The 23,629-nt window shown below is 52.0% G+C and carries 15 protein-coding genes and 1 pseudogene; 10 read left to right on the forward strand and 6 right to left on the reverse strand.

What is annotated here, in order from left to right; translation table 11 throughout:
- Positions 1-47: 47 nt before the first annotated feature.
- On the reverse strand, positions 48-1,403 hold the full coding sequence (gene aroP, locus C7434_RS13445) for an aromatic amino acid transporter AroP (protein WP_058702053.1): 1,356 nt from the start codon (positions 1,401-1,403) through the stop codon (positions 48-50).
- A 511-nt stretch (positions 1,404-1,914) separates the two neighbouring features.
- Between aroP and pdhR the strand changes: the two genes are divergently transcribed.
- From pdhR to lpdA, 4 genes are all read left to right on the forward strand, one after another.
- The gene (gene pdhR / locus C7434_RS13450) at positions 1,915-2,679 is read left to right on the forward strand and encodes a pyruvate dehydrogenase complex transcriptional repressor PdhR (RefSeq protein ID WP_033740273.1); all 765 of its coding nucleotides are present in this window, start codon (positions 1,915-1,917) and stop codon (positions 2,677-2,679) included.
- Between the two features lie 102 nt (positions 2,680-2,781).
- The gene (aceE, locus tag C7434_RS13455) at positions 2,782-5,448 is read left to right on the forward strand and encodes a pyruvate dehydrogenase (acetyl-transferring), homodimeric type (RefSeq protein ID WP_033740274.1); all 2,667 of its coding nucleotides are present in this window, start codon (positions 2,782-2,784) and stop codon (positions 5,446-5,448) included.
- A gap of 14 nt (positions 5,449-5,462) precedes the next feature.
- A complete protein-coding gene (aceF, locus tag C7434_RS13460; protein ID WP_133745534.1) occupies positions 5,463-7,382 on the forward strand; it encodes a pyruvate dehydrogenase complex dihydrolipoyllysine-residue acetyltransferase in 1,920 nt (639 codons plus the stop codon).
- 282 nt (positions 7,383-7,664) lie between these two features.
- A complete protein-coding gene (gene lpdA / locus C7434_RS13465) occupies positions 7,665-9,089 on the forward strand; it encodes a dihydrolipoyl dehydrogenase (RefSeq protein WP_028724707.1) in 1,425 nt (474 codons plus the stop codon).
- A gap of 616 nt (positions 9,090-9,705) precedes the next feature.
- Here lpdA and C7434_RS13470 read toward each other — a convergent pair.
- Complete coding sequence (locus tag C7434_RS13470; protein WP_133745535.1) at positions 9,706-10,626, reverse strand: LysR family transcriptional regulator; 921 nt, start codon at positions 10,624-10,626, stop codon at positions 9,706-9,708.
- Positions 10,627-10,723: 97 nt separating this feature from the next.
- On the opposite strand from C7434_RS13470, the gene C7434_RS13475 reads away from it, so the two are divergent.
- The 6 genes and pseudogenes from C7434_RS13475 to C7434_RS13500 all read left to right on the forward strand — a co-directional run bounded on the left by C7434_RS13475 (position 10,724) and on the right by C7434_RS13500 (position 19,207).
- Positions 10,724-11,722, forward strand: a complete 999-nt coding sequence (locus tag C7434_RS13475; RefSeq protein WP_133745536.1) for an aldo/keto reductase — start codon at positions 10,724-10,726, stop codon at positions 11,720-11,722.
- A gap of 245 nt (positions 11,723-11,967) precedes the next feature.
- Complete coding sequence (acnB, locus tag C7434_RS13480; RefSeq protein ID WP_133745537.1) at positions 11,968-14,565, forward strand: bifunctional aconitate hydratase 2/2-methylisocitrate dehydratase; 2,598 nt, start codon at positions 11,968-11,970, stop codon at positions 14,563-14,565.
- 159 nt (positions 14,566-14,724) lie between these two features.
- Positions 14,725-15,087, forward strand: coding sequence for a protein YacL (gene yacL, locus C7434_RS13485; RefSeq protein ID WP_006117708.1), 363 nt, complete (start codon positions 14,725-14,727; stop codon positions 15,085-15,087).
- A gap of 150 nt (positions 15,088-15,237) precedes the next feature.
- Positions 15,238-15,808, forward strand: a pseudogene (locus C7434_RS13490) (2-keto-3-deoxygluconate permease).
- Positions 15,805-17,073, forward strand: a complete 1,269-nt coding sequence (locus tag C7434_RS13495) for a four-carbon acid sugar kinase family protein (protein ID WP_133745538.1) — start codon at positions 15,805-15,807, stop codon at positions 17,071-17,073. Before C7434_RS13490 ends, C7434_RS13495 begins: the two are co-directional and overlap by 4 nt.
- 586 nt (positions 17,074-17,659) lie before the next feature.
- Positions 17,660-19,207, forward strand: a complete 1,548-nt coding sequence (locus C7434_RS13500) for a methyl-accepting chemotaxis protein (RefSeq protein WP_006117711.1) — start codon at positions 17,660-17,662, stop codon at positions 19,205-19,207.
- Positions 19,208-19,254: 47 nt separating this feature from the next.
- Here the strand turns inward: C7434_RS13500 and C7434_RS13505 are convergent, their stop codons facing one another.
- From C7434_RS13505 to speE, 4 genes are all read right to left on the reverse strand, one after another.
- A complete protein-coding gene (locus C7434_RS13505) occupies positions 19,255-20,427 on the reverse strand; it encodes a nucleotide disphospho-sugar-binding domain-containing protein (RefSeq protein WP_133745539.1) in 1,173 nt (390 codons plus the stop codon).
- 1 nt (position 20,428) lies between these two features.
- The gene (locus tag C7434_RS13510) at positions 20,429-21,265 is read right to left on the reverse strand and encodes an alpha/beta hydrolase (RefSeq protein WP_033740283.1); all 837 of its coding nucleotides are present in this window, start codon (positions 21,263-21,265) and stop codon (positions 20,429-20,431) included.
- Between the two features lie 643 nt (positions 21,266-21,908).
- A complete protein-coding gene (gene speD, locus C7434_RS13515) occupies positions 21,909-22,718 on the reverse strand; it encodes an adenosylmethionine decarboxylase (protein ID WP_033740284.1) in 810 nt (269 codons plus the stop codon).
- Between the two features lie 28 nt (positions 22,719-22,746).
- A complete protein-coding gene (speE, locus tag C7434_RS13520) occupies positions 22,747-23,610 on the reverse strand; it encodes a polyamine aminopropyltransferase (protein ID WP_006117716.1) in 864 nt (287 codons plus the stop codon).
- Positions 23,611-23,629: the final 19 nt, after the last annotated feature.

Genomic DNA, 23,629 nt, shown 5'->3' on the forward strand with positions numbered 1-23,629 from the left:
TACCGACTGCCAGCCCGCCGCTTTCTGTCGGCGGGCTGGCAATGCCGTCAGGCTTTTTGCGTCTTATTCTTGATGAAATAGCCAATAGCCAGGATGATCAGCCAGACAGGAATGAGCCATACGGAAATGGCCATGCCTGGCGTCATCGCCATCAGGACCAGGATGCCAGCCAGGAAGATCAGGCAAACCCAGTTACCCACAGGGTACAGTACCGCTTTGAAACGGGTGGTAACGCCCTGCTGGTTTTTCTTTTTACGGAATTTCAGGTGCGCCAGGCTAATCATCGCCCAGTTGATGACCAGCGCAGACACGACCAGCGACATCAGCAGACCAAACGCCTCACCCGGCATCAGGAAGTTCAGCAGCACGCACAGCGCGGTGGCGACGGCTGACACCAGAATACTCATCACGGGCACACCGCGGCGGTCCACGTTCAGCAGCGCTTTTGGCGCATTCCCCTGCTGGGCCAGACCAAACAACATGCGGCTGTTACAGTAAACGCAGCTGTTATAGACCGACAGTGCGGCGGTGAGGATCACCACGTTCAGTGCATTGGCAACCATGGCATCGCCCAGTTCGTGGAAGATAAACACAAAGGGGCTGGTATCTTCAGTCACGCGCGTCCACGGCATTAATGACAGCAGCACTGCCAGCGAGCCGATATAGAAAATCAGGATACGCCACAGCACCTGGTTGGTGGCTTTTGGAATCGTGGTTTCAGGATTGTCCGCTTCTGCCGCCGTAATCCCGACCAGTTCCAGACCGCCAAAGGAGAACATGATAATCGCCATAACCATCACCAGCCCACCGAGGCCATTCGGCATAAAGCCGCCGTGTTCCCACAGGTTACGCACGGTTGCCTGCGGCCCACCGGTACCACTGAACAGTAACCAGCCGCCAAACAGGATCATCGCAATCACCGCGATAACTTTAATAATGGCAAACCAGAACTCCATTTCACCAAACACTTTAACGTTCGTCAGGTTAATGGCATTAATCAGCACGAAGAAGATAGCGGCTGATGCCCAGGTGGGAAAATCGGGCGCCCAGAACTGAATGTATTTACCGACGGCACTCAGCTCCGCCATGGCGACCAGCACATACAGCACCCAGTAGTTCCAGCCAGAGGCGAAACCGGCAAAATTTCCCCAGTATTTATAGGCAAAGTGGCTGAAGCTCCCGGCAACGGGCTCCTCGACCACCATTTCACCCAACTGACGCATGATAAGAAAGGCGATAAACCCGGCAATCGCATAGCCTAAAATAACGGCGGGACCTGCGGATTTGATGACCGACGCGCTGCCCAGAAACAGGCCGGTTCCCACTGCACCGCCCAAGGCGATCAACTGTATATGGCGATTTTTTAAACCGCGCTTCAGCGATTCACCGTGCTGTTGTTCCATACACACCTCATGATGTTGTTATTCTTCGCTTCAGAATGTGCTGACTGTAAAGAATTAAATACACTTAAGAATGATGTTTTTAAGGTGTCAGACTTGCGTAATGCCGCCAGCTGTAACCTGACCAACAGAATAGTGATAAGCGCAGGGCTTTGCACCTGCTTTCGCCAGCCCCGGTACGAGTTGGCTTAAAAAGAATCAAACGGTCTGCCGTCTTATTAACCCCCGATGAGAAAAACGGCAGCAAACTGCGCTGACCAGGCGCTGATGGCTAAATCGGTTTAGTCATACATGCTGTGTAATTTTTGGTAAAGGTTAAAAAAATTAACGTCCAGGTATGGCCTGATTCTCCACTTTTATCTCTGGATTTAACGCGCGCATCCCGCATTCCTTCACTGAAGTGTCACAGATGCCGTATAGACACAAGGTGAATACTTTGTTACTTTACGGGCACCTTTTTTGAATTGGTATTACCAATTTACTTTGTTTGACCGGCATACTTTAAGAAGGGAAGATGGCTTATAGCAAGATTCGTCAACCCAAACTCTCCGATGCGATTGAGCAGCAACTGGAATCCCTCATTATGGAAGGGACGCTGCAGCCGGGAGAGAAGTTGCTCCCCGAGCGCGAACTCGCCAAACAATTCGATGTTTCACGTCCGTCTCTCCGTGAGGCAATCCAGCGATTAGAAGCGAAAGGATTGTTATTACGCCGTCAGGGCGGCGGAACATTCGTACAAAAACATCTCTGGCAGAGCATGAGCGATCCACTCGTAGAGCTACTCGCCGAACATCCGGAATCTCAGTTTGATCTGCTGGAAACGCGCCACGCTTTAGAAGGCATTGCGGCTTACTATGCGGCACTGCGTGGCACAGAAGAAGATTTGCAGCGTATTCGCGACTGTCATCTTCATATCCAACAGGCGCAGGACAGCGGCGATCTCGACGCTGAAGCAGACGCAGTGATGAAGTATCAGATCGCTGTCACAGAAGCGGCCCATAATGTCGTGCTTTTGCATTTGCTACGATCAATGGGCCCTATGCTGGAACAGAATGTCCGACAGAATTTTGAATTGCTCTACTCTCGCCGGGAAATGCTGGCGAAAGTGAGCGGTCACCGCGCCAGAATTTTTGAGGCGATTGTGGCTCGTGAGCCAGAACAAGCACGCGAGGCATCACACCGTCACCTGGCGTTCATTGAGGAAATCTTGCTGGACAGAAGTCGGGAGCAGAGCCGTCGAGAACGCTCCCTACGTCGTTTACAGCAACGTAAGGAATAACGCGCGGCAAAGACCGTGCGGACATGTGCGACGAGCCTGTCTCCCTGACGTTAACAGGCTCCCGATTTTTCAACGTATTAGACACAGATAAGGAATACCCCCATGTCAGAACGTTTACACAATGACGTGGATCCGATTGAAACTCGTGACTGGCTACAGGCGATCGAATCGGTCATCCGTGAAGAAGGTGTTGAACGTGCACAGTATCTGATTGATCAGGTGCTGAGTGCAGCCCGTAAAGGCGGTGTGAAAGTTGCTGGCGGTGCTGCCGCTATCAGTAACTATATCAACTCTATTGCCGTTGAAGATGAACCGGAATATCCGGGCAACACCTCACTTGAACGTCGTATCCGATCCGCTATCCGCTGGAACGCCATCATGTCGGTGTTGCGCGCATCGAAGAAAGATCTGGAGCTTGGCGGCCACATGTCCTCCTTCCAGTCTTCTGCCACTATCTATGAAGTGTGTTTTAACCACTTCTTCCGCGCGCGCAGTGAGAAAGATGGCGGCGATCTGGTGTACTTCCAGGGCCACATTTCTCCGGGTATCTATGCCCGTGCTTTCCTGGAAGGCCGTCTGACCGAAGAGCAGATGAATAACTTCCGTCAGGAAGTCGATGGTAAAGGCCTGTCTTCTTATCCGCATCCAAAACTGATGCCGGAGTTCTGGCAGTTCCCGACCGTTTCAATGGGCCTGGGCCCACTCAACGCTATCTATCAGGCTAAGTTCCTGAAGTACCTGGAACACCGTGGTCTGAAAGACACTTCTGGCCAGACCGTTTACGCGTTCCTGGGCGACGGCGAGATGGATGAACCAGAATCCAAAGGTGCGATCACTATCGCGACCCGTGAAAAACTGGATAACCTGGTCTTTATCATCAACTGTAACCTGCAGCGTCTGGATGGACCGGTCACCGGTAACGGTAAGATCATCAACGAGCTGGAAGGCATTTTTGCCGGTGCTGGCTGGGAAGTGATCAAGGTTATCTGGGGCGGTCGTTGGGATGAACTGCTGCGCAATGACACCAGCGGTAAACTGATCCAACTGATGAACGAAACCGTCGACGGCGACTACCAGACGTTTAAATCGCGTGATGGTGCCTACGTGCGTGAGCACTTCTTCGGTAAATATCCGGAAACCGCTGCGCTGGTGAAAGACTGGTCAGACGATGAGATTTGGTCACTGAACCGTGGTGGTCACGATCCGAAGAAAATTTACGCGGCACTGAAAAAAGCGCAGGACACCAAAGGCAAGCCGGTTCTGATTCTGGCTCATACCATCAAAGGTTACGGTATGGGTGACACCGCAGAAGGCAAGAACATCGCGCACCAGGTGAAGAAGATGAACATGGATGGCGTACGCTATATCCGTGATCGTTTCAACGTGCCGGTCGAAGACGACAAAATTGAGTCGCTGCCTTACATCACCTTTGAGAAAGGTTCCGAAGAGTACAACTACCTGCATGGTCAGCGCGAGAAGTTAGGCGGTTACCTGCCTTCACGTCAGCCTAACTTCACGGAAAAGCTGGAAATGCCGGCTCTGGAAGAGTTCAGTGCGCTGCTGGAAGAGCAGAACAAAGAGATCTCTACCACCATCGCGTTTGTGCGTGCGCTGAATGTGATGCTGAAGAACAAGTCGATTAAAGATCGTCTGGTACCGATTCTTGCCGATGAAGCCCGTACCTTTGGTATGGAAGGCCTGTTCCGTCAGATTGGTATCTACAGCCCGAACGGTCAGCAGTACACGCCGCAGGACCGCGAGCAGGTGGCTTACTATAAAGAAGACGAGAAAGGTCAGATTCTGCAGGAAGGGATCAACGAGCTGGGCGCAGGATCGTCCTGGCTGGCGGCGGCGACCTCATACAGCACTAACAACCTGCCGATGATTCCGTTCTACATCTATTATTCGATGTTTGGCTTCCAGCGCATTGGTGATTTGATGTGGCTGGCGGGTGACCAGCAGGCGCGCGGCTTCCTGGTCGGCGGTACCTCAGGCCGTACTACGCTAAATGGTGAAGGTCTGCAGCATGAAGATGGTCACAGCCATATTCAGTCACTGACCATTCCAAACTGTATCTCCTACGATCCAGCGTATGCCTACGAAGTGGCTGTCATCATGCACGACGGTCTGGTACGCATGTACGGTGAAGCGCAGGAAAACATTTATTACTACATCACTACGCTGAACGAAAACTACCACATGCCAGCGATGCCGAAAGGTGCCGAAGAAGGTATCCGTAAAGGTATCTACAAGCTGGAAACCGTAGACGGTAGCAAAGGTAAAGTTCAGCTGTTGGGTTCAGGTTCTATCCTGCGCCATGTGCGTGAAGCCGCGCAGATCCTGTCGGCTGATTACGGCATCGGTTCGGACGTTTACAGCGTTACCTCGTTCACCGAACTGGCCCGCGATGGTCAGGATTGTGAGCGCTGGAACATGCTGCATCCGACAGAAGCGCCGCGTGTGCCTTACATCGCTCAGGTGATGAACGAAGCACCCGCTGTCGCATCAACTGACTACATGAAGCTGTTTGCTGAGCAGGTTCGCAGCTACGTGCCTTCAAGCGATTACCGTGTGCTGGGCACCGACGGCTTTGGCCGCTCTGACAGCCGTGAAAATCTGCGTCACCACTTTGAAGTGGATGCAGCATACGTTGTGGTAGCGGCGCTGGGTGAACTGGCTAAACGTGGCGAAATCGATAAGAAAGTCGTGGCGGATGCGATCGTGAAGTTCAAGATCGATGCCGATAAAGTTAACCCGCGTCTGGCTTAAGAGGTAACAGAGTAATGGCTATTGAAATCAAGGTACCGGATATCGGGTCAGACGAAGTTGAAGTCACCGAAATTCTGGTCAAGGTTGGCGATAAGGTGGAAGCCGAGCAGTCGCTGATCACTGTAGAAGGCGATAAAGCCTCTATGGAAGTGCCTTCGCCGCAGGCCGGCGTAGTAAAAGAGATCAAAATCGCAACCGGTGACAAAGTGGAAACCGGCTCGCTGATCATGATGTTTGACGCAGAAGGTGCTGCTGAAGCGGCACCGGCGCCAGCTCAAGAGAAAAAAGCTGAGGCCGCCCCTGCCGCCGCTGCGTCTGCCAGCGCCAGCAAAGACGTTAACGTACCGGATATCGGTGGTGACGAAGTCGAAGTCACCGAAATTCTGGTGAAAGTGGGCGACAAAGTTGAAGCTGAACAATCGCTGATCGTCGTTGAAGGCGACAAAGCCTCAATGGAAGTCCCGGCACCGTTCGCGGGCGTGGTGAAAGCGATTAAAATCGCCACCGGCGATAAAGTGAATACCGGCTCTCACATCATGGTCTTTGAAACAGAGGGTGCTGCACCGGCTGCTGATGCGAAGCCAGAAGTGAAAGAAGAGGCTGCGACGGCACCCGCTGCGGCCGCAGGGGCAAAAGACGTTAACGTACCTGACATCGGCGGCGACGAAGTTGAAGTCACCGAAGTGCTGGTGAAGGTCGGCGATAAAGTCGAGGCTGAGCAGTCACTGATTGTAGTGGAAGGCGATAAGGCGTCGATGGAAGTTCCGGCACCGTTCGCGGGCACCGTCAAAGAACTGAAAGTCGCGACGGGCGATAAAGTCAGCACCGGTTCGCTGATCATGGTGTTTGAAGTGGAAGGCGCTGCCCCTGCCGCGGCACCGGCGGCTAAGAAAGAGTCGGCCCCTGCCCCTGCGGCGGCGGAATCTAAGCCTGCCGCTGCCGCTGCCGCTGCCGCTGCCGCTGCCCCTGAACCAAAAGCAGACAGCAAAGGCGAGTTTACTGAGAATGAAGCCTATGTGCACGCCACGCCGGTGATTCGTCGCCTGGCGCGTGAATTTGGCGTTAACCTGGCGAAGGTGAAAGGCACAGGACGCAAAGGCCGTATCCTGAAAGAAGACGTTCAGGCTTACGTGAAAGATGCAGTGAAACGCGCAGAGGCTGCGCCAGCCGCAGCCAGCGGTGGCGGATTGCCGGGCATGCTGCCATGGCCGAAAGTTGACTTCAGTAAGTTCGGTGAAGTTGAAGAAGTGGAACTGGGCCGTATCCAGAAAATCTCGGGTGCCAACCTGAGCCGTAACTGGGTGATGATCCCACACGTAACCCACTTTGATAAAACCGATATTACCGATCTGGAAGCTTTCCGTAAGCAGCAGAACGCCGAAGCCGAGAAGCGCAAACTGGACGTGAAATACACGCCAGTTGTTTTCATCATGAAAGCTGTCGCTGCAGCGCTTGAGCAGATGCCACGTTTCAACAGCTCCCTGTCTGAAGACGCGCAGAAGCTGACGTTGAAAAAATACATCAACATCGGCGTGGCGGTCGATACGCCAAATGGTCTGGTCGTTCCGGTCTTTAAAGACGTGAACAAGAAGGGCATCACCGAGCTGTCTCGTGAGCTGATGGCGGTCTCTAAAAAGGCGCGCGATGGCAAACTGACCGCAGGCGATATGCAGGGCGGTTGTTTCACCATCTCCAGCCTGGGCGGCCTGGGCACCACGCACTTTGCGCCGATTGTTAACGCGCCGGAAGTGGCCATCCTTGGCGTGTCCAAATCCGCAATGGAGCCTGTATGGAACGGTAAAGAGTTTGCACCACGTCTGATGATGCCGATCTCTCTGTCCTTCGATCACCGTGTTATCGACGGTGCGGATGGTGCACGTTTCATTACTATTATTGGCAATATGCTGTCAGACATTCGTCGTCTGGTTATGTAAAAAGCGCAAAAGGCCGGCAAATGCCGGCCTTTTTGTAACATTCAGGGCACCGCTGTTGGCAGTTTATTAACAATTCTGTAAACTCTTGCGGTGAACATGTCCCGGTGGAATAAGGACATTATGAGCCTATTCCATTAGGCATAATTGGCGCAGTCAGATTGAGTCACGGCAGGCAAATCCGATAGGGGAATGTTTGCAGCAGCAGACGCAATATGGCCAGTTAACTAGCCTAATGGGATAGGCTCAGCGTCTGACCCGCCGGAAATCCAATAAGAGGTCATGATGAGTACAGAGATTAAAACTCAGGTCGTGGTACTTGGGGCAGGTCCTGCAGGTTACTCTGCAGCTTTTCGTTGCGCTGACTTAGGTCTGGAAACCGTACTGGTTGAGCGCTACAGCACCCTCGGTGGTGTCTGTCTTAACGTAGGCTGTATCCCGTCTAAAGCGCTGCTGCACGTTGCTAAAGTGATTGAAGAAGCGAAAGCGCTCGAAGAACACGGCATTGTGTTTGGTCAGCCGCAAACGGATATCAACAAAATCCGTAGCTGGAAAGAGAAGGTGATTAACCAACTGACCGGCGGCCTGTCTGGCATGGCGAAAGGGCGTAAAGTGAAAGTGGTTAATGGCCTGGGCAAATTTACCGGTGCCAATACGCTGGTGGTCGAAGGTGAAGGTGGCGCAACCACTATTAACTTCGATAACGCCATTATCGCTGCAGGTTCACGTCCTATCGAACTGCCATTCATTCCTCATGAAGATCCTCGTGTATGGGATTCCACTGACGCACTGGAACTGAAAGAAGTGCCTAAGCGTCTGCTGGTTATGGGTGGCGGAATCATCGGTCTGGAAATGGCTACCGTTTACCATGCGCTGGGTTCAGAGATCGACGTGGTCGAGATGTTTGACCAGGTTATCCCGGCGGCCGATAAAGACGTGGTTAAAGTCTTTACCAAACGTATCAGCAAGAAATTTAACCTGATGCTGGAAACCAAGGTGACCGCCGTAGAAGCCAAGGACGACGGTATCTATGTTTCGATGGAAGGCAAAAAAGCGCCGGGTGAGGCTCAGCGTTATGATGCGGTTCTGGTTGCGATTGGTCGTGTACCGAACGGTAAAGGCCTGGATGCTGACAAAGCCGGTGTCGAAGTTGACGATCGCGGCTTCATCCGCGTTGACAAGCAGATGCGCACCAATGTGCCACACATTTATGCGATCGGCGACATTGTAGGTCAGCCAATGCTGGCACACAAAGGCGTGCATGAAGGCCATGTTGCGGCAGAAGTCATTTCAGGTCTGAAACACTACTTCGATCCGAAAGTGATTCCTTCCATTGCCTATACTGAGCCAGAAGTTGCCTGGGTCGGTCTGACTGAGAAAGAAGCGAAAGAGAAAGGCATCAGCTATGAAACCGCCACATTCCCGTGGGCGGCATCAGGCCGTGCGATTGCTTCTGACTGTGCAGATGGCATCACCAAACTGATTTTCGACAAAGAGACCCATCGTGTTATCGGTGGTGCCATTGTCGGAACGAACGGCGGTGAACTGCTGGGTGAAATCGGTCTGGCCATTGAAATGGGCTGTGACGCAGAAGATATTGCGCTGACCATTCATGCGCACCCAACCCTGCATGAATCCGTAGGACTGGCGGCTGAAATTTTTGAAGGCAGCATCACCGATCTGCCTAACGCGAAAGCGAAGAAGAAATAAGTCTCAGGACAGTCATAGCGGCCCCTTATGGGGCCGTTTTTTTATGCTGATTATTATCGAATAAGAAAATCAATAAAGGAAAGGGCGCCTGCGCTAACACATTTACACTGGCATATAGGGCGGAGTAAACTCCGCCACTAACGAAGTTTTACTGCCTGGTTTCGTAATTCAAGACAGCCGAAAGTTCAGCACTCATTATTCTGAGGCGAAGCTCACATAATGAACCTCGGTTTGATAAACTCAATCCTAAGAGAATTAACCCGCTAATAACAAGTAAACCGTATTTCGACTTCATGGTGGCACCTCTCTTGATTTTCATCGAGCGAGGGGCTACCCTGACAGTGTTGAGGTGTTAGGGTAGTGACCTCCGCTCGCATTAGGTGACTGATTAATGTGAGCGGTTCCTTCCTCTTTCCACCTCAGGTTCTTACCCAAAGCAGAAAGCTTCAGGCGCCCAACCGCAGTCTACGCATTTATTATTTTACTGTCCCCTGGTTTTTTATTTTTTCATAATGCTAATAAATAAAAATTTCTGTCTTTTATATTTTAAATGTTATTTATGCTGATTCTTTCATGACTATTTTAAAATAATTATTTCTCGGTTCTTATGTTGCTGTTAATTTTGATGGTTGATCACTTCGTTATTATTAACACGTAACCAGTCAATAAAATGACGTAATGGTGCAGAGACATAACGCCAGCCAGGATAGTAGAGCCAGAAGCCATCGGCATTCTCCGTATAGTGACTTAACAGCTCAACGAGTGAGCCACTTCGCAGACTGGCACTGACCACGGCCTCCTGCAGAAAAGCAATCCCTGCTCCCGCAAGGGCGGCCTGCAATATTCGTTCGTTGTTGTCCAGCACCAGAGAGCCACTGACGGCGACTTCCCGCTTTTTCCCTGCGTGCATGAATTCCCAGCGATAGCGTTGCCCGCTCGGGAAACGCCGCTCAATGCAGGGAAACTGCAGCAGATCGTCCGGTGTTTGCGGGGCACCATGACGTTCGATAAACGCCGGGCTTGCGACAACCAGTGTACGCATTGCCGGGCCAAAGGGCAGGGCGATCATATCCTGCGCCAGCACATCACCGTAGCGAATGCCTGCATCAAAACCGGCTTCAAGGATATCCACCAGCGCATCGTTACTGTCAATTTCCAGCGTAATGTCCGGATAGCGCTGGAGGAATGGCAGGATCAGGCTGTCAAAAAACAGCGCTTCTGCAGAGCGGGGCATATTGAGTTTCAGCGTACCGTGAGGCCGGGCTCGCCAGTCGTTAAGTTCATCCACGGCCTGCGATAAATCAAGTAAGGCAGGCTGAATGCGCTGCAGGAAATGTTGTCCAGCCTGGGTCAGTGAGACACTGCGCGTCGTGCGGTTGAGTAATCTCACTCCTAGCCGTTGTTCGAAATGACGCATGGCGTGGCTCAGCGCAGACGGCGTCACGTTGCGTGCCTGTGCGGCTTTGCGGAAGCTCCGGTGATGCGCAATGGCGCTGAACATTTCCAGTTCCTGCAGGGTGGCCCGCGAAAGTGTCATTGATGAATTTTCCTCACTGAATGGGCAAGAATAGCGCAATTGTTGTTGGTATTGATGAGGATTATAACAATAACACCGCAACAAAGAGGAAAACATCATGCAACAACGTCAATTGGGTAATCAGGGATTACGGGTTTCAGCACTGGGACTCGGCTGTATGGGCATGACCTTCGCCTATGGCAATCATGATGAGCAGCAGGCATTAAATACGCTGTCGCGCGCGTTTGAACTGGGCATCAACTTTCTGGATACCGCCGAAATCTACGGTCCCTTTACCAACGAGGTGCTCATCGCTAAAGCCCTTAAAGGCCGCCGCGACAATATCACGGTTGCCACAAAATTTGGTTTTGCGATTACTGGCGAAGGTCAGGGCTGGGAAAAGATGACGGGCGTTAACAGCCAGCCTCAGCATATTCGCCGTGCAGTCGAAGGATCGTTAACCCGTTTGGGGACCGATCATATCGATCTGCTTTACCAGCACCGTTTTGATCCGAGCGTACCGATTGAAGACGTGATTGGCACGATGGCGGATCTGATTAAAGAGGGAAAAGCCCGCTATATTGGGTTGTCTGAAGTCTCATCTGCTACGCTGCGGCGCGCCTGTGCCGTCCATCCCGTTTCTGCCTTACAAAGCGAATACTCACTCTGGACCCGCGATCCCGAGCAGGACATTCTGGCGACCTGTCGTGAACTGAATGTCGGTTTTGTGCCTTACAGTCCGTTGGGCCGGGGCTTCCTGACGGGCAAACTGACGTCCGTGGACGCGCTGGATCCGCATGACTTCCGCCGCAGTTTGCCCCGTTTTCAGGAGCAGGCACAGGAACATAACCAAAAGTTAGTCGCGCAGCTCACTGAGATGGCACACAGTTATGGTATTACTGCGGCACAACTGGCGCTGGCATGGGTCATGGCGAAGGGGGAAGATATTGTGCCGATTCCGGGAGCGAGCAAGGCCCATCATCTGGAAGAAAACTGTGCCGCAGCGAATGTCGTCCTGACAGGGGCGGACAGTGACACGCTGGACAGGCTCTTTGCGCCGCAAAACGTGCGGGGTGAACGCTATGCGGATGCAGAATATGGCATGATCGATCGTTAAGCTTACAGCGAAATGACTGGGTTAACCGGCAGGGCATTAAGCCCTGCGTTTTTTTCGTTTATCTCTGTTCAGGTAGCGCATTCTGCTGCAGAAAACCGCAATGTTGCTTTTTTGTAAACAGATTAACAAGCTGTTGAAATCCTGCTATGCTGCCCCACGCGGAACCGGGCACCTTACCCTACTCATGGAATGCGTTGTCATCAGGGTGCACCGGAAACCCATACAATGAGAGCGAGGAGAACGTCGTGCTAGAAGAATACCGTAAGCACGTTGCCGAGCGTGCTGCCCAAGGGATCGTACCTAAGCCATTAGATGCTTCCCAGATGGCCGCGCTGGTTGAACTGCTAAAAAATCCACCTGCGGGTGAAGAAGAATTTTTGACCGATTTGTTGGTCAACCGCGTACCACCCGGCGTCGATGAAGCGGCGTATGTTAAAGCAGGTTTCCTGGCTGCTGTCGCCAAAGGCGAAACAACCTCTCCTCTGGTATCTCCTGAAAAAGCCGTTGAACTGCTCGGTACCATGCAGGGCGGTTACAACATCCATCCTCTGATTGAAGCATTAGATGATGCGAAACTCGCGCCGATTGCGGCAAAAGCGCTTTCCCACACGTTGCTGATGTTTGACAGCTTTTACGACGTTGAAGAAAAAGCCAAAGCAGGCAACGCGCATGCGAAACAGGTGATGCAGTCATGGGCGGATGCCGAATGGTATCTGTCACGTCCAGAGCTGGCTGAAAAAATTACCGTAACGGTTTTCAAAGTCACTGGCGAAACCAATACAGACGATCTGTCTCCGGCACCGGATGCCTGGTCACGTCCTGATATCCCTCTGCATGCGCTGGCAATGCTGAAAAATGCCCGCGAAGGCATTGAGCCAGATGAGCCAGGCAACATCGGACCGATCAAACAAATTGAAGCGCTGCAGGCCAAAGGTTTTCCGCTGGCCTACGTCGGTGACGTTGTAGGCACCGGTTCATCACGTAAATCGGCGACCAACTCGGTGCTGTGGTTTATGGGCGATGACATTCCGAACGTGCCAAACAAAAAAGGCGGTGGCGTTGTGCTGGGTGGCAAGATTGCCCCTATCTTCTTCAACACCATGGAAGATGCAGGCGCGCTGCCGATTGAAGTGGATGTGAACAACCTGAATATGGGCGATGTCATTGATATCTACCCCTTCAAAGGTGAAGTCCGCAACCACGAAACCGGCGACCTGCTGGCCAGTTTTGAACTGAAAACCGACGTCCTGATCGATGAAGTCCGTGCTGGTGGTCGTATTCCCCTGATCATTGGCCGTGGCCTGACGACCAAAGCGCGCGAATCGCTGGGGCTGCCTGCCAGTACCGTGTTCCGTATCGCGAAAGACGTGGCTGAAAGCACACGTGGCTACTCGCTGGCACAGAAAATGGTGGGCCGTGCCTGTGGTGTTGACGGCATCCGTCCCGGTGCGTACTGCGAACCTAAGATGACCTCTGTGGGCTCACAGGATACTACCGGTCCAATGACCCGAGACGAACTGAAAGACCTGGCCTGCCTGGGCTTTTCGGCTGACCTGGTCATGCAGTCGTTCTGTCACACGGCGGCTTATCCTAAGCCGGTGGATGTGAACACGCACCATACGTTACCTGACTTCATCATGAACCGCGGCGGGATTTCTCTGCGTCCGGGTGACGGGGTTATTCACTCCTGGCTGAACCGTATGCTGCTGCCGGATACCGTCGGAACAGGTGGCGATTCTCATACGCGTTTCCCTATCGGGATTTCGTTCCCGGCAGGCTCGGGCCTGGTCGCCTTTGCTGCGGCAACGGGCGTTATGCCGCTCGATATGCCGGAATCGGTGCTGGTACGTTTCAAAGGTAAAATGCAGCCTGGCATTACGCTGCGCGATCTGGTTCACGCCATTCCGCTGTATGCCATTAAGCAGGGCCTGCTGACCGTCGAGAAGAAAGGCAAGAAGAACATCTTCTCTGGCCGCATCCTTGAAATTGAAGGTCTGCCCGATCTGAAAGTTGAGCAGGCGTTCGAACTGACCGATGCGTCTGCAGAACGTTCTGCTGCAGGCTGTACCATTAAGCTGGATCAGGCGCCGATCAAAGAGTACCTGACCTCTAACATTGTCCTCTTGAAATGGATGATCTCGGAAGGCTACGGCGATCGTCGTACGCTGGAGCGCCGTATCGAAGGCATGGAGAAATGGCTGGCGGATCCACAGTTGCTTGAAGCCGACGCCGATGCGGAATATGCCGCGGTGATTGACATCGATCTGGCTGAGATCAAAGAGCCGATTCTGTGTGCGCCAAACGATCCGGACGATGCGCGTCTGCTGTCTGATGTGCAGGGTGAGAAGATTGATGAAGTCTTTATCGGCTCGTGCATGACCAATATCGGTCACTTCCGTGCGGCAGGTAAGTTGCTGGACAGCCATAAAGGCCAGTTACCAACCCGTCTGTGGGTTGCACCACCGACCAAAATGGACGCGGCTCAGCTGACAGAAGAAGGTTACTACAGCGTATTTGGTAAGAGCGGTGCGCGTATTGAGATCCCGGGCTGTTCACTGTGCATGGGTAACCAGGCACGTGTGGCTGACGGCGCAACGGTGGTCTCGACGTCAACCCGTAACTTTCCGAACCGTCTGGGTACAGGGGCTAATGTCTATCTGGCCTCTGCGGAGCTGGCTGCCGTCTCATCGCTGTTAGGTAAACTGCCTACGCCAGATGAGTATCAGCAGTTCATGGCACAGGTTGATAAAACAGCCACTGACACCTATCGCTATCTCAACTTTGACCAGTTGAGTCAGTACACGGAAAAAGCAGACGGCGTGATTTTCCAGACTGCCGTCTGACAGGTGACGATCGTTCTGTTTGAGAGGAGCGCCCCGGCGCTCCTCTTTTTTTATGCCTGAAAAGGGGCGTCCAGGGAATCTGGATAGGCGCGCTAAGCAGGTGCACGGCAATAAAAATAGCGGTATAACAGCGCGAGTAACTGACAAAGAGATAAGATCATGGAGTATGAATTTTTACGCGACATCACGGGCAAGGTAAAAGTGCGCATGTCGATGGGCCATGAAGCATTAGGCCACTGGTTTAATGAAGAAGTCGGGCATGACGCCAGCGTGCTGGATGAGGTTGAAGCCGAAGCCCAAAAACTTACAGGCAGTGAGCGCCAGTGGCAGCGCATCGGGCGCGAATATACGCTCTGGATGGATGATGAAGAGGTCATTGTCCGCGCGAATACATTGAATTTCGAAGGCGATGAGATGGAAGAGGGCATGAATTACTACGATGAAGAAAGCCTGTGCTTCTGCGGTAAGGAAGATTTCCTGGCCGTGATTGCCGCCTGGCGGCGATTTATGTCGGGCAAATGATTGAAAGCTTGCACACCGATCGCCATTTACCTCCTTTGTTGATTGATAATGCTCAATTATCAGCGTTTTAATCTGAGATTCCCGCCGCATATTTTATTCTTGTGATTTAATATCATCATGGTGATTATAATTAATCACTAAGGTGGTGGTATGAAGATTAAGGAAACAATCGAAAAAGTGCCTGGCGGAATGATGATTACCCCGTTGGTGCTGGGGGCCGCCGCTAACACGCTGGCTCCCGACGCCTCAGGGACAGGGGGCTTTACGACGGCACCGTTTAAAGAGGACGTGCCTGCGCTTATCGGTGTTTTTTTGTTATGCATGAGATCGGTTAAAGCGCTGCCCCAGGCGCGGGTTACGGGCGGCGGTATCACCGTGACGAAGTGTCTTGCTGCTGTCGCGCTGGGTCTGTCTGTCGATACGTTGTCTGGCCCTGAAGGCCGGTGGGGATTGTCATCCGTTGCGGTCATTGCGGCGATGGAGAACAGCAACGGCGGTCTTCATACGGTCCCGGCAGGGGCCGCGGCCAGGACAACTGCCGTCACGCCGGCTGCGCTGGCGCAGGCCGATCCGGCCCTGTCTTGTGTGGTCGCCGCGGCAACGCCGCTGATTGCGACATCGGTGATTGTCACCGCCCTTTTAACGCCGATGCTGACCTTCCTGGGTGGCAAAAGGTAATCAGCGACGGGTTGTCGCTTCATCTACGGAAAAATCACGATGAAAATGATCGTTATTGCCGACGACTTTACCGGTGCGAATGATACGGGCGTGCAACTGGCTAAAAAAGGGGCACGTACGGAAGTGATGCTGACGTCACAGCAAAAGCCCTCACGTCGCGCTGATGTGCTGGTGATTAACACAGACAGCCGGGCACTCAGCGCTGAGCAGGCGGCGGTTGCGGTGAAACAGGCGCTGTCTCCCTGGGTGCGCCCTGGGCAAAACAGCGTGCTGATCTATAAAAAAATCGACTCTACCTTTCGTGGCAATCCCGGCGCAGAGATTGCTGCCGCTATGGCCGCCAGCGGAACCACGCTGGCGATTGTCGCCGCAGCCATTCCGTCTGCGGGGCGCATGACGCGCAATGGTGAATGCTGGGTTCACCAGCGCCCGCTGCTGGAAACCGAGTTTGCCAGCGATCCGCGCACACCGATTATCTCCTCGCGTATCCGCACGCTGATCGGCTTACAGACCGATCTGCCTGTCAGGGAGATGACGCTGGACGACGTCAGGCGTGGCGACCTCGCAGACCGGCTTGAAAACCTGCGCCAACAGCCCGCCAGCATCGTCATTATTGATGCAGAAAGCGATAACGATCTGGCCCTCATTGCCCGGGCTGCTCTCTCAATGGCTGCGCGCCCTTTGCTGGTTGGGGCGGCGGGACTGGCCAACGCGCTTCCGACCGACAGCTATATGGACAGCGATCAAACGCTTCCGGTTCTGGTGGTGGCGGGCTCGATGAGTGAAATGACCCGGCGTCAGGTAGCTCAGGCGCAACGTCTGGGGCGGGCTGACGTGGTCAGAATCGCGGTCGAAACCCTGCTTGCACCTGAGAAAGAGCAAAAAGAGATCGTAGAGCAGGCGTGCCAGATCCTTGCACAGAACAGGCACTGTGTTCTGCAGACCAGCAGCCACGGGGACGACCGTAACCAGATTGCAGCGCTGACCGGAAAATATGCATTGAGTCGCGAGGCGTTGGGCGAAACGCTGAGTCGGCGAATGGGGGATATCACCTTAGCGATCCTGGATCGTGCCCGTACGGGTGGGCTGTTCCTGACGGGCGGCGACATCGCGATCGCGGTGGCGAATGCTCTCGGCGCAGAAGGTTACCGTATCCATGGTGAAGTGGCGCCCTGTATCCCGTGTGGCACCTTCGTAAACAGTGACATCGATGATCTGCCCGTTATCACTAAAGCAGGGGGATTCGGGACGGATGATACGCTCTGTGATGCGCTGCATTATATTGAGGAGCTGTATCTGAATGAGTAAACCTGAGCCTGCAGATGTGCAGGCCAGAATTGCGTTTCGACAGGATAAGTCAGGGGAAATTTGGCGGAATGATGAGAATAGCTGTGCCCTGTTTAATAAAGGGCGCGATATTCTCCATTATTAAAATATAATAAATCCCTACGCTCCCTGTTCGATGTGTAATGCTGTACTCCCCAAGGGTGCTGTTACATTTCGTTACCTGAATGCAACTACTCGCTTAAGTCAAATTTATTGTTCGGTAAAACGAAACAGGCTTCACTGTCCTTTTTGAATGCTTAATCTGTTTGATTTTTCAGTTTTTTATGGCCACGCGCACCGTGAGAACAGGGCGATAACAGGGATTATCCTCCTCCCTGTTTTCTCGTTATTTCCGCTAACGCTAATTTAAATTGTAACGCAGTGGAAATTTCCGCGAGAGCGCTAATAATCAACTTAACATTGATGCGTTCATTTCTACGTCACTCACCGATCGGTTGAGTGGTCAGGCTTTTCATTAAATTTATATGCCTGATTTATTAATGTGCCTTGCCATTATTCTCGTGAATTAATGGAATTTAATTATTCTCTTTCCACTCGCGGAGATATTATGCTCAGCAATACATCTATCAGAACCCGCCTTTATATGGCGTTTGGTGCCATGACGCTTGTCATGATTGTGGTATGCAGTCTGTTTTATATGGGGTTTAATCGCGTCACGCAGGCCAGCAAACTTAACGTTCATACCTATCAGGTGGTTGAAGGCCTGAATAAGGTGACCGAAAGTCTGCTGAATATGGAAACCGGCCTTCGGGGTTATGCACTTAGCGGTCAGACACAAATGCTGGCACCCTTTAATCAGGGTAAACAGGCCTTTAGCGACTACACCGCGAGTACACATCAGCTGACGCAGGACAATCCGGTGCAGCAGCAACGCTTAGTCGATCTGGAAAGCAGACAGAAGAACTGGCTGGAAAGCTATGCCCGTAACGTAATGGCGGCGCGTGAGCGTCTGAATCAGGGGAACCTCGACCAGCAACACTTTTTAGACATCTTTGCGACTGATGAAGGTAAAGTGCAAATGGATGCGATGCGTAACGTGATTGAATCCATGATTGTCACGGAGAAATCGTTACTCAAATCGCGTGAAGATGAACTGACAAGCGAGCGGACCAAAACGCGCGTGATCCTGGTGGCCGGACTGCTACTGTCAGCGGGAATTTCCCTGATTCTGGGCCTGCTGATTTCCCGCAGTATTTCTCGTCCTCTGGCTGTCGCGGTGCACACGGCCGATACCATTGCCCGGGGCGATCTGACCTCTGTGATTACCGTAAACCGTCAGGATGAAACCGGAAAGCTGCTGACGGCCCTGGCGAACATGCAAAATCATTTGCGGAACCTGGTGACCCAGATCAAAGATTCTGCGGCATCGGTTGAACTGGCGGCCAGTGAAATTGCGCAGGGCAATACCGAGCTGTCCTCCCGTACGGAAGAGCAGGCTGCGGCATTGCAACAGACGGCGGCAAGCATGGAACAAATTACTGCGACGGTTCGCAATAACACCTCTGTCGCTGAATCTACAGCGTCTTCGGCCCGGGAGACGGAATCACTGACGCGCGCCAGCGAAAAAGCCGTCAATGAAATGAGCCACACGATGCACAGCATTTCGGTGAGCGCGGCGAAAGTGAAAGAGATTACCGCGGTTATTCAAAGTATCGCTTTTCAGACCAACATTCTGGCGCTGAATGCGGCGGTAGAAGCGGCAAGAGCGGGTGAGCACGGTCGTGGCTTTGCCGTTGTCGCAACGGAAGTCCGTACGCTGGCACAGCGCAGCGCATCATCGTCGCGTGAAATCGGTAACCTGATTGAAGAAGCGGTCACCGGCGTGGCGAAAGGTGTACAGGCGGCCGATCATACCGCCCAGAGTATTCTTAAAGCGGCAAGTGAAGTCGCGTCACTGGCACAGTATATGGATGGTCTGGCGCTGGCATCAGTGGAACAAATGCAGGGCGTTTCGCAGGTCAGCATTGCCGTCACGCAGATGGACAGCGTCACACAAAGCAATGCCGCGCTGGTGGAGCAGTCGGCTTCGGCATCGCAATCCTTAACTGAACAGGCGCGCAGTCTGCGCATGTTAACCGCGGCGTTTCAGGTCTGATGCCTTCAGGCCAGGCATGCACCCCGATGCCTGGCCTGAAGACGCGTTTAACGGGTCAGAAAGCGTTCCAGCTCAAGACCTCTGTGGGTTTGATTAGCCAGTTGCACAGCATAAAAGTCGCAGTTGTGTTTCTTCTGACGTGCAAGTGCCGCCATTTTTCTGATTTCCCTGATCCCTTTTCCCTTGAGGCCGCAGGCCAGTCGTTCAAGGGCGCGGGCATTTTCAAACTGATCAAATGCGCACGGATAAATCAGTTGAGGCACCCCGTTCTTGAGCAACTGCGCGGTGGTGCCAATACCGCCATGATGAATGGCAAATAAGCAGGTTTCAGTCAGGGCAATATTGAGATGCGGCAGCGTCATCACATCATCGTTTACCGCTAACGCGGCTGCGGTTGGCGTAACAAGCACGCACTTCAGTCCTTCTGTTTTTAAGTCCTGTAAAACGCGTGTCACGGATGATTGTTCAGCCAGGGCCCAACTGGTAAAAAAGACCACCGTACGGGAGTCAATAAAATCGGTAATACGATCGTCATCCAGCGACGCCCGGCTCTTGTTCAGTAAAAAACCGGCATAAAATCCCTCGCGCGCTTTCTTTTGATAAAACCAGGGTTCGTATAACACAATCGACTGCGGTTCGTTATTGACCCAGTCAGCGTAAATATTGCGAGAGGCGGGCAGATTATGGTCGCGTCGCAGCGTGTCGATGGTACGCTGGAGTGCAGGCGAAACCAGGGCCCGTTGAAATAAAGCCAGTTTCCAGTTCAGACTGACACGCAGGCTTTTTTCCAGCGCATGGATAATACGCCCGGGCTGCAATTTTAAATTTGAATTGGTCAGGCTGATAGCATATTTCTTTAACCGGTATTTCTCGCTGACGGCTTTCGCCGCAAAACACCATAAAGAGTGAATGATGATGGCGTCATCTTCGACAAGAGCGCTCATGGCATCGAACATCGACTCCTGCTGTTCCGCCATATAATGTGAAATCCGTTTCAGGGCGTGCTTTTTGTCCCATAACGCCCGATCCTGGACGGCTTTCACATAAGCCTCTTTGTCGCCGACCGCCACAAAGGACAGGCCGCGATCTACTGCCTCAGATCTGAAATAGTCGTTAGCGAGCAGGTAAACATCATGATTCTTTTCTTTTAACAGCGAGCCAATCTCAATACAGGGAAAGACATCGCCTGCTGAGCCCAGTGCGCCAATAATCACTTTCATCTCAGACACCAATCTGACTAAAAATAGTGTTGAAGGCGGCAGCGGTCCTTTCCCGGCTGCGCTTGCCTTCCAGATCCAGAAAATGTCCCGCATCCCTGATTTGATAAAAGCGCGTTTTATCCGACTCGCCGCATATCTCTTCGATGTTTTTTTGCGGCGTATGAATATCCAGGTCGCCGTTGATAAAGTGAAACTGGCAGGCCGAGTTATCAATAATGTTTTTGTAGTCGTGGTTGCGCAGCGTGGCAATCTGCTCAAGATGGAAACGCCCCTGACGGTATTCAATCTCATCCAGCGACGTCAGATGCCTGAAGTTGCAGAACTTCATTTTATTCGGCAGATATGCACCCACTTCGTCATTCATCAAATGCGCAAGCTCGACAAAGTTCTTCTCTTTTGAAAACAGATTGGCTTGCTTCACGTAAGTCCGCATACGGTCATTAAATTCAAAGGAATAGGACGCGATGATGGCATGTTCCAGGCCCTCCTCACCGTGATTCAAGAGCTTGAGAGTCGATGCACCGCCCCAGGAGGCTGAGGCAATAATATTGGGCTTATAAATTGAAATCAGCTCGCGAATAATCGTGACTTCATCATCAAGCGTGACGATATGGCAGCCCTGTTCGTTGAAGGGTTTTGATTTGCCTGAGAACGGAAGATCAAACGTAATGACATCTGATTTATCCGCCAGGAAGCGTTTCCAGTTGCGGAAAGAAGACGAGGTTGCCAGTGCACCGTTAATCAGGATGGTCCTGTTACGGGTCGGGACACTGCATTTTGTTAACTCCACATAAATGTTAAGTTCATTTATGTTTACTACAGAATAACCGTGACTCATATCACTCTCCCCACCAAGAAACATCATCAAATATTAAAGTTTTCTAATGTATATCACAGCAAATGGTAATCATTAAGTTATTTTTATGTTTTATCGCTGTTTTTAATCCGCAATCTTTCATCTTATTGATTTAAAGGTGTTTATAAATTAAATGCTCCTGGTTTTTCTCCATCATCTTAGTTTTCATGGAAAATTAAGTAACTTAGCAGGCCGTTAAAGTGTGATTTTCCTCATAAAATCCAGGCGAGGAAAGGGAGGCTGGTCTATTTTATAGTGTCATAAAACTTTATTATCCTTACTGTATTCATGGTAAATTTAATTAATGTTTTATCATGGGGCGAACGGCTCGGCAGGGATTACTGTGGTGAGTTTGTGTTAGTGCCACACTGTGGCCTGTTACTGACGGGCGTTACGGGACGATCTCGGAAGTAGCGTCTTCACAACAGAACGCAGGGGGCGGCTGATTTATTTCACGGAAGAACGTCGTAACGGGTCTGCCAGTCTCACCATCGCAAGACCACATGCCGCGAAAGAAAGGCAGCCGGGGCTACCCTGGTTCGCAGGGCGCAATAAGTGGCCCTGAACGGGCTGTGACAGATAACAGGCAGACGAAAGAGAGAATGCCCCGCAAAGGGGGCATAACTTAGTAGGTTTTTAATCCCACAGACGGAATATTGCGACCGTAATAAATCTCACGCATCTCTTTCCACAGCAGGTCAGTAATGCGTTTGTGCTCCTGCGGTGTCAGATCTTCCGGGCGGGTATTAAAGAGATAATGTTTTAAATCGAATTCTTTCAGCAACATCTTGGTATGGAAGATGTTTTCCTGGTAAACATTCACATCAACCATATCGTACATCCGCTTCATATCGTCGGACATGAAGTTTTGGATGGAGTTAATTTCATGGTCGATAAAGTGTTTAACGCCGTTCACATCACGTGTAAAACCCCGTACACGGTAGTCCACAGTGACAATGTCAGATTCCAGCTGGTGAATCAGGTAATTGAGCGCCTTAAGCGGTGAGATCACGCCGCAGGTTGAGACCTCAATGTCTGCACGGAAGGTACAGAGGCCGCCTTCAGGATGGCTTTCCGGATACGTGTGCACACAAATATGGCTTTTATCAAGATGCGCGACCACGGAATTAGGCAACGGGCCGGGATGCTCAGACGTATCAATATCTTTAGGATCAACAGGTTCTTCACTGACCAAAATCGTGACGCTGGCACCCTGTGGCTCATAATCCTGGCGCGCAATGTTCAGCACATTCGCACCAATAATCGAACAGGTTTCGGTCAAAATTTCCGTCAGGCGATTGGCATTGTATTGCTCATCGATATAAGCAATATAACCATCGCGCTCGGCTTCGGTATTCGCATAGCAAATATCGTAGATACAAAAACTCAGGCTTTTGGTCAGATTATTGAAGCCATGCAGTTTTAGCTTTTGCAATTTTATTCACCCCCTTATAAATGATCGATCAGCGCGTCTCTGACAGAGCATTCAACAGATATTGTGGCAGAGCAAAGCTGCCCGTGTGGATCGCCGGTGTGTAGTAACGGCAGTTCAGGCCCGAGGCCGCAAAGCGCGCCTGCAGAAGGGCGGGATCAAGCTGGCGCAGGGCCGGATTATCGCTTGCCCAGGCAAAGGTCATGATGCCGCCGTAGTAGGTTGGGATGGCCGCCTGGTAAAAACTGACATCGGCAAAGTAATGGCTGAGTTTACGATGGCTGTTAACCGCTTCATCCTGCTGCAGGAAGCAAACGCCGTTCTGGGCAACAAAGATCCCATTTTCATTCAGCGCATTTTTACAGCCCGCATAAAAGTCGGACGTAAACAGGCTTTCGCCAGGCCCAATGGGATCGGTACAGTCAGAGATGATAACGTCAAACTTTTCGGTGGTGCGGTTGACGAAATTCACACCATCATCGATGACCAGATTAAAACGCGGATCGTCGTACGCACCAGCGCTGTGGTTCGGCAGATACTGACGACAGAAGGTCACCACGCCGGCGTCGATCTCGACCATGGTGATTTTCTCAATGCCGGTATGGCGGGACACTTCGCGCAACATCGCGCCATCGCCCCCTCCAATAATCAGTACGCTTTTGGCGGCACCATGCGCCAGCAACGGCACATGCGTCATCATTTCGTGATAGATAAATTCATCACGTTCGGTCGTTTGCACCACGCCATCCAGCGCCATAACGCGGCCCATCGCCGCATTTTCAAAGATGATTAAATCCTGGTGGGCCGTTTTATCACGATAAAGCTCTTTATCGACGGTAAAATACTGGCCAAAGCCGGTATGAAGTGTTTCATACCACATCTCGTTTTGGGCCATGATGGGGCTCTCCTTCGTG

It is taken from the genome of Pantoea sp. PNA 14-12, from assembly GCF_004364735.1.
GTDB lineage: Bacteria > Pseudomonadota > Gammaproteobacteria > Enterobacterales > Enterobacteriaceae > Pantoea > Pantoea stewartii.

Coding starts and splice junctions, on each gene's coding strand:
- C7434_RS13475 (WP_133745536.1), top strand. CDS start 10,724: ATGCAACAACGTCAATTGGGTAATCAGGGATTACGGGTTTCAGCACTG.
- aroP (WP_058702053.1), bottom strand. CDS start 1,403: ATGGAACAACAGCACGGTGAATCGCTGAAGCGCGGTTTAAAAAATCGC.
- aceF (WP_133745534.1), top strand. CDS start 5,463: ATGGCTATTGAAATCAAGGTACCGGATATCGGGTCAGACGAAGTTGAA.
- C7434_RS13470 (WP_133745535.1), bottom strand. CDS start 10,626: ATGACACTTTCGCGGGCCACCCTGCAGGAACTGGAAATGTTCAGCGCC.
- pdhR (WP_033740273.1), top strand. CDS start 1,915: ATGGCTTATAGCAAGATTCGTCAACCCAAACTCTCCGATGCGATTGAG.
- C7434_RS13510 (WP_033740283.1), bottom strand. CDS start 21,265: ATGAGTCACGGTTATTCTGTAGTAAACATAAATGAACTTAACATTTAT.
- C7434_RS13505 (WP_133745539.1), bottom strand. CDS start 20,427: ATGAAAGTGATTATTGGCGCACTGGGCTCAGCAGGCGATGTCTTTCCC.
- aceE (WP_033740274.1), top strand. CDS start 2,782: ATGTCAGAACGTTTACACAATGACGTGGATCCGATTGAAACTCGTGAC.
- speE (WP_006117716.1), bottom strand. CDS start 23,610: ATGGCCCAAAACGAGATGTGGTATGAAACACTTCATACCGGCTTTGGC.
- C7434_RS13495 (WP_133745538.1), top strand. CDS start 15,805: ATGAAAATGATCGTTATTGCCGACGACTTTACCGGTGCGAATGATACG.
- C7434_RS13500 (WP_006117711.1), top strand. CDS start 17,660: ATGCTCAGCAATACATCTATCAGAACCCGCCTTTATATGGCGTTTGGT.
- yacL (WP_006117708.1), top strand. CDS start 14,725: ATGGAGTATGAATTTTTACGCGACATCACGGGCAAGGTAAAAGTGCGC.
- lpdA (WP_028724707.1), top strand. CDS start 7,665: ATGAGTACAGAGATTAAAACTCAGGTCGTGGTACTTGGGGCAGGTCCT.